Genomic DNA, 7,062 nt, shown 5'->3' with positions numbered 1-7,062 from the left:
GATGTTCCGCGTTCAAGTTATGACGATTATAAACATCGAGTGAAGTCGATCAACGCTGATGAACTTAGGTTACGAGCAAAAATAAATGAGCTGTTCACATTAAGTCGTAACTCAGCGGGCAGCCGAACAATCATGGCTATGCTGGCTGACTCAGGAATAAAAGCAGGCCTTTTCAAAATCAGGCGCGTTATGAAGGATATGCAGCTCATATGCAAGCAGCCAGGTTCACATAGCTATAAAAAAGCAACCGTTGAACGGCTAGATATACCTAATCGTCTAAACAGGGAATTTGATGTTAGTTCACCAAATCAAGTGTGGTGCGGTGACATTACTTATATCTGGACAGGCAGAAAATGGGCTTATCTGGCTGTAGTGCTGGATTTATGCACACGCCGTGTAGTGGGCTGGGCTATGTCTTCTCAACCAGATGCCAACTTAGCCGTCAAAGCGTTAGACAGAGCCTATGAACAAAGAGGTCGGCCATTGGGCGTGTTGTTCCATTCTGATCGGGGCAGTCAGTATGTAGCCACAAAGCTCAGGCAAAAGCTATGGCGCTATCGTATGACTCAAAGCATGAGTCGCCGGGGTAATTGTTGGGACAACGCACCAATGGAAAGGCTATTTAGGAGTTTAAAAACAGAGTGGGTTCCGTCAACAGGCTATGACTCCTTCAAAGAAGCTGAAAAAGATATTGGTTACTATTTAATGGACTACTACAACTGGCAAAGGCCGCACAGCAACAACGGAATGATGGTGCCAGCAGTTGCGGAAGAAAAACTTTATTTACTGTCCGGGATTAGTTGACCACTACAACCTTATAGCACAAAAATTGCGCTTGAGAAGCGTAAAATTAAATTGTTAGTGAGGATAGCACTAGCCGAAAAGAAACAATTAAATCAATATTTTGTAAAGATTAGTAAGTTGAATTTTGTATTGCGAGTAGAGTTTTAAGCCAAATACTATGTACCAAACGACACATGTAAATGTGATTTGATAGTTGATGATTTCAAAAAACCGCTTGATCTACATAAGTAAATCAAGCGGTTTGTAAAATGAGGTGAGTCAGCCTGTAAGCCGGGTTCTGTTCTCTCCCGAGGGAGATCGATAATCATTCGTCTAGGCTTGGGATCGCTCCCAAGCTCGAGCAACCTACCCGGTTCCGATGCGGGCCACACCATAAGGAACCCTATTTGGTCTTGCTCCGGGTGGAGTTTACCTTGCAACCAACTGTTACCAGTGGCCCGGTGCGCTCTTACCGCACCCTTTCACCCTTACCGGTTCCGAAGAACTTAGGCGGTCTTCTCTCTGCTGCACTTGTCGTAGGCTCACGCCCCCCAGCCGTTAGCTGGCACCCTGCCCAATGGAGCCCGGACTTTCCTCCCCCTGATCATTTTCGTCACAGGCAGCGATTATCCGGCTGACTCAGGCGGGCGATTATACGCACCTTTACCAAAAAACGCAGCATCAATTTACCTTATTTGAGTTTATTCTCCTTCACGCTCGGCAATAATCGCTTTATACAGGGCGTTTTTCTTCAATCCGAAGTACTCGGCAGCAATGCCACAGGCTTTTTTCAGCGGCATTTCTCCTTCCAGCAAGCCGATCAGCTGCTTGGCTTCAGGCGTCATTTCGCTGCTCACCAGGGTTTTTCCCGGCAGCATCAATACCAGCTCACCACGCTGGCGCTCAGGTTCGTTTTCAAGAAACGCGATCAGCTCACAGACGGGTCCGCTGAAAAAGGTTTCATATGTTTTGGTCAGCTCTTTGGCGAACACTACCTGCTGCTGCTCACCCAGTGCTGTTTGCAAGTCAGCCAGGCTAGCCATGATGCGGTGGGTGCTTTCATACATAATGCTGGTAATGCCAGATTCGTGCGCCTCTTTAAAGAAGCTCTGGCGAGCCTGACTTTTAGCCGGTGTAAAACCGATAAACTGAAAGCGGTCGGTGGGTAACCCTGAGCAGCTTACCGCGGCAATTGCGGCACAGGCGCCCGGCACAGGTGTGACCTGAGCACCCGCTTCACGACATAAGTTCACCACCGCATAGCCTGGGTCGCTAATAAGCGGCGTGCCGGCATCAGATACCAGCGCGATGTCCATGCCCTGCTCCAGCCAAGTTAGGATCTGCTGCGCCTTTTGTTTTTCGTTGTGGTCGTGCAGCGCAAAGGTTTTTGCTTTTATGCTGAAATGGCTCAATAATTTACCTGTGTGACGCGTGTCCTCGGCAGCCACCAAGTCGACATCTGCCAGCACTTTCAGCGCACGTTCACTGATGTCTTCTAAATTGCCTATGGGTGTGGCAACGATATACAGGGTGCCAATTTTGTCTGAGATTTCGGCATTTGTCATTGAGCTCTCCAGGGTCAGTCAGTAAGATATCCACAAACAAAAGGTATGAGTAAAGGTTTGCGAGTGCGACTGAAAAATATAAGTCTAGTGATTGCGGTATTGTCGGGGTTATCGGCCTGCGGCACAACCCCTAAAACGGCATCAACACAAGACAAACAGACATTAGCGACAACCACCACCGCACCAGCCGAACAACTGGATGCGCAGGGCTTGTTTGATAAAGCGAATCGTAAACAAGGCGCAAGTAAAATTCAGTTGCTGTATCTGGCAAGGCAGGCTGCCATTGACGAGCAAAACTGGCCCATTCTGGAACAGGCCTGTAGCGAACTCGAAAGCAAGGCCAGTGTTGACCATGTACAAAACAAGCTTTATACCGCATTGGCCAGACAGCAACAGCAAAAATACAGCAGTGCGCTGGCTTTACTGCAAACCTTAGAAAGCAAATTAAAGCTGCCGGAGCATCAGGCCTGGCATCAGTATCTGATGGGCAGCGTGTACGCCGCTCAACAGCTTCCCAAAAAAGCGCTGGTGCATTACTTCAACAGTGCAGATCTGGCCAACAAGCATCAATTAAATATTGCTGGGCTGAATCAGGATATCTGGCAGGCACTACAACAGCTGTCGTCGTATGCGCTGGAGCGTTTTGATCGCGGCACGGTGATCCAGCAGGGCTGGGTTAAGCTGGCCAAATATCATCAGATTTACCTGGGCTCGACGGTGCAGCTTCACCAGGCGCTGAATAACTGGCAACGCCGCTATACCAGTCACCCGGGCAGTGAAATTATTCCGACAAAAGTGAAAGCCACACTGGATCTGGCTCCTTACGAAGTGACTCGATTAGCGGTTTTATTACCAGCCTCAGGAAGCAGTGAACGCCTTGGCAGAGCCCTGAAGAATGGTTTTTTAGCCGCCATGGACAATAACCGGGTCGAAGAGATCTTCTTTATTGATGAAACGCTGGATGTAGCACAAATAGACAGAGAACTGCAGCAGAGCCAGGCCGATTTCGTGATTGGCCCGTTACTGAAAAGTAATGTTGAGAAGCTCACCGCTAGTACCTATCTGACTACAACACCGGCCCTGTTTCTCAATACACTTGATACTGCAACACAAACGGCCAACCCGAACCACTATTACTTTGCATTGGATCCCGAGCACGAAGTAGAACAAGCGATGGTACACTTTTTGGCCAAGGGCTATCAAAAACCAATGCTGCTGGCACCCGATACGGCCTCTGGTAAACGCTTGATCAATCATTTTGAGACACAATGGCAAAGATACAGTGAAACCCAGCCTGAAGTCGGGTTTTACTCGGACAGTGAAAACATGGCACAAGTGGTGCGCCAGCTACTCGAGGTTGACAGCTCAAAGCAACGGATAGCAACCATCAAACGCATGTTCAGACGCGAACTGGAAAGTGAAACGCGCTCGCGTCGCGATATAGACGCCATCTACATCCTGGGCGATGCCATCGAAACCCGTTTGCTTAAGCCCTACTTAGATGTAAACGTCAGTACCTTTGCCGACCGTATACCTTTGTACGCAAGCTCACGCAGCTATAGCAAACAAATAGACAAAACCGATAAAGGGGATCTCGACGGGCTGTTCTTCACTGAGGTCCCGTGGATGTTACCGGGCGCAGTCAAGTCGCAAAGCTTGCGCGAACAACATACTCAGTTGTGGCCCGAACAATCGGACATTGAACAGCGTCTGTTCGCCATGGCCTATGATGCGCTCAATTTGATCCCGGAAGTTAAACAGCTGAGCAAAATCCCCGGTAAAGAGTTTGATGGCCTGACCGGGGCACTCACAATCAAAGAGGATAACCGTATTAGCCGTCAGTTGAGCTGGGCACAATACCATAAGAAACAGATCAGACTGGTCAGTCTGGATCAAAGGGCACCGACCCCGCTGTTTATGAAGCAGCTGTATGACGACTATCAGGCGCAGCAATAACTTATGTTTGGCAACCTCTTCAATCACAGCCGAGAAAAAGGCCAACATTATGAAAGAGTTGCTGAAACTTTCTTAAAGAAGCAAGGTCTTAAGAGCATAACTCGCAATTATCTCTGCCGATATGGCGAAATCGACCTGATCATGAAAGACGGCGAAACCTGGGTATTTGTTGAGGTAAAGTTTCGCCGAGGTGGTGGTTTTGGTGGTGCGCTGCAGGCTTTGAGTCAAAGTAAGTTACAAAAATTACGTCGCAGTATATATAATTACCTGCAACAATCTGCGTTGCACAATGTCCCTTTGCGAATAGACTTTGTAGCAATTCAAGGCGATAACAACCCAGATATCCAATGGATTAGAAATATTACTTAGTATGCAAGAATCAATAAAAGAGATCTTTACCGAAAGCATTCAGGCACAAATTGCCGCAGGTGAAGCGCTGCCTGAAGTATTAGAGTCAACGGCTTATGCCATTGCACAATGCCTGATCAACGGCAATAAACTGATCTGTTGTGGTGTGCCAAGTTGCCACATGATTGCCGATCACTTTAGTAACCTGCTGGTCAATTACTTTGAAACCGAACGTCCTTGCCTGCCAGCACTCACGCTGAGCCAGACACAAATCAACCTCAGCAACACAGAAGAAAGCCAGGGCCATGACTATTTTGCTCGTCAGGTCCGCGCTATTTCCAATCAAAATGACCTGCTTTTTGTGGTCGCCATCGATGGGCACGAGAAGAGCGTGATCAGTGCAGTAGAAGCTGCATTGACCAATGATCTTAATGTCATCGCCTTAATTGGGGATGATGGCGGCGAACTGACCGGGCTGCTGGGGCCAAATGATGTAGAGATACGCGTTCCCAGCAAACGGGCGAGCCGCATTCTTGAGACTCACCTGTTTACCGTACACTGCCTAAGCCAGTTAATCGACAATATTCTCTTTCCACAGGACGCATAAAAGATGTTAAAACGACCTGCACTGATACTTTGTTCCGTTCTACTGATCCAGGGCTGTGCCGCCGCAGTGGTTGCGGGAACGGCTGGTGCCGTTACTTCGGCCAATGACAGGCGGACACTGGGTTCACAAATTGATGATAACAATATCGAAATTAAAGGAACACTGGCGCTAAAGCGTATTCCTGCTCTGGCAAATCATGCCAATATTAGCCTGGTGAGTGTCAACGGCCATGTACTGATGGTGGGCCAGGTAACCACCACAGAAATGAAACAACAGGCGCACAATACCCTGCAGAGCGTTCAGGGCATTAAACGCATATACAACCAGCTGCGCATCGGCAGCAATATCGGTATCACCACACAAACTAACGACAGTTGGCTAACCACCAAGGTTAAAACCAAATTGATCGCGGACGACCACATCGATGGTGGCAATATTAAGGTGGTCACTGAGAACAGTGAAGTTTTTCTGATGGGTCTGGTCAATCAGGATGAAGCGAATCGCGCTGTTGAAATTGCGCGTAATGTTCATGGCGTGCTAAAAGTCGTGAAAGCCTTCGAAATCTTATAATAGACATAAAAAACCTGCCAGAGGGCAGGTTTTTTTGTTATTTGACGTGCTACTTAATCACTCTCAAATGCGAGGGCTTTTTCGTCTTTTCAGACGTTTCTTTGTCTGCTGAAGGGGCTTCAACAGGCTCCTCAGTCATCGCTTCGTGAGTCTGAGTGTGTTCTTCTGAAACCTCGTCATCTTGTGGCAGATCCGGTTCGGAGAAGATAGTACCTTCACCATTCTCGCGCGCATAGATGGCCAGTACTGCACCAATCGGCACATATACCTGCATAGGCTGACCAGAGAAACGCGCATTGAAACTCAGTGCATCGTTGTCCATTAAAAAGTTAGCAGCTGCTGAAGGGCTCACATTCAGCACAATCTGCCCCTGCTGAACAAACTGACGTGGCACCTCAACCGCCGGATACTCAGCATCAACCACGATATGCGGTGTGCACTGGTTATCGACAATCCAGTCGTAGAAAGCACGTAAAAGGTAGGGGCGATTTGAAGTCATTAGCTGCGGATCTCTCGCTCAGCTTCAGTCAATGAAGCCTGGAATGAATCACGTTCAAATAAACGCAGCATGTATTCTTTCAGCTCTTTTGCACCTGCGCCTGACAAGTCAATGCCAAGTTGAGGCAAACGCCACAGAAGCGGGGCCAGGTAACAATCAACCAGGCTGAATTCTTCACTCATGAAGTAAGGTGCTTCGCTGAAGATAGGCGCAATCGCAAGTAGCGCTTCTGTCAGCTCTTTACGCGACTGCTCTGCATCCGCACCGCCTTGCGCAATTTTATCTGCCAGGCTGTACCAATCAGTTTCAATACGGTGCATCATCAGACGACTGCGACCACGCATAACAGGGTAGACAGGCATTAATGGAGGATGAGGGAAACGCTCATCTAAGTATTCCATTATGATATTTGCCTGATACAGACCGAGCTCTCTGTCGATCAGAGTGGGAACTGTACCATAAGGGTTAATCTCATGTAGTGCCTCTGGCAAGTTGTCCTTTTCGGCCAGATGAATATCGACACTTACCCCTTTCTCGGCCAATACGATACGAACCTGATGGCTGTACATACAGTTTGCACCGGAGAAAAGAGTCATAACAGGGCGCTTATTGGCAGCAACGGCCATGCCTACCTCCATAAATTAATGACAAAGTAATAACATCACTTTAATACCAATTTTATGTAATAAAATCGATAAAAACAGCAATAGGGGCTTAAGCCCCTATTGCATCAA

General features: G+C 48.0%; 8 protein-coding genes and 1 other RNA gene. 5 read left to right on the top strand and 4 right to left on the bottom strand.

Going from position 1 to position 7,062, the window contains the following annotated elements; all coding sequences use genetic code 11:
* Positions 1-804: IS3 family transposase (locus CWB98_RS20580; RefSeq protein ID WP_138546535.1), on the top strand; the 804-nt coding region annotated here is incomplete at its 5' end.
* Between the two features lie 250 nt (positions 805-1,054).
* Here CWB98_RS20580 and rnpB read toward each other — a convergent pair.
* Together rnpB and rsmI are read right to left on the bottom strand one after the other, a co-directional pair.
* An RNA gene (gene rnpB, locus CWB98_RS20575) (RNase P RNA component class A) lies at positions 1,055-1,425 on the bottom strand.
* A 59-nt stretch (positions 1,426-1,484) separates the two neighbouring features.
* On the bottom strand, positions 1,485-2,348 hold the full coding sequence (rsmI, locus tag CWB98_RS20570) for a 16S rRNA (cytidine(1402)-2'-O)-methyltransferase (protein WP_138546534.1): 864 nt from the start codon (positions 2,346-2,348) through the stop codon (positions 1,485-1,487).
* A 63-nt stretch (positions 2,349-2,411) separates the two neighbouring features.
* Between rsmI and CWB98_RS20565 the strand changes: the two genes are divergently transcribed.
* Genes CWB98_RS20565 through dolP form a run of 4 tightly spaced genes read left to right on the top strand, consistent with a single transcriptional unit; the run spans position 2,412 to position 5,829 of the window.
* Positions 2,412-4,304: a penicillin-binding protein activator gene (locus CWB98_RS20565; protein ID WP_138546533.1), complete on the top strand. Its 1,893-nt coding sequence runs from the start codon at positions 2,412-2,414 to the stop codon at positions 4,302-4,304.
* Positions 4,305-4,307: 3 nt separating this feature from the next.
* Positions 4,308-4,673: a YraN family protein gene (locus CWB98_RS20560; protein WP_138546532.1), complete on the top strand. Its 366-nt coding sequence runs from the start codon at positions 4,308-4,310 to the stop codon at positions 4,671-4,673.
* Between the two features lies 1 nt (position 4,674).
* A complete protein-coding gene (locus CWB98_RS20555) occupies positions 4,675-5,259 on the top strand; it encodes an SIS domain-containing protein (protein ID WP_138546531.1) in 585 nt (194 codons plus the stop codon).
* 3 nt (positions 5,260-5,262) lie between these two features.
* Positions 5,263-5,829, top strand: coding sequence for a division/outer membrane stress-associated lipid-binding lipoprotein (gene dolP, locus CWB98_RS20550; RefSeq protein WP_138546530.1), 567 nt, complete (start codon positions 5,263-5,265; stop codon positions 5,827-5,829).
* Between the two features lie 49 nt (positions 5,830-5,878).
* On the opposite strand, the gene CWB98_RS20545 is transcribed toward dolP, so the two are convergent.
* The gene (locus CWB98_RS20545) at positions 5,879-6,328 is read right to left on the bottom strand and encodes a ClpXP protease specificity-enhancing factor (RefSeq protein WP_138546529.1); all 450 of its coding nucleotides are present in this window, start codon (positions 6,326-6,328) and stop codon (positions 5,879-5,881) included.
* Entirely contained in the window at positions 6,328-6,954 is a 627-nt protein-coding gene (sspA, locus tag CWB98_RS20540; RefSeq protein ID WP_138546528.1) for a stringent starvation protein SspA, read from the bottom strand. The genes CWB98_RS20545 and sspA overlap by 1 nt, the downstream gene beginning before the upstream one ends.
* Positions 6,955-7,062: the final 108 nt, after the last annotated feature.

The sequence above is a fragment of the Pseudoalteromonas rubra genome (assembly GCF_005887115.1).
Lineage (GTDB): Bacteria > Pseudomonadota > Gammaproteobacteria > Enterobacterales > Alteromonadaceae > Pseudoalteromonas > Pseudoalteromonas rubra_F.
This window is presented reverse-complemented; position numbering and strand designations above follow the sequence as displayed.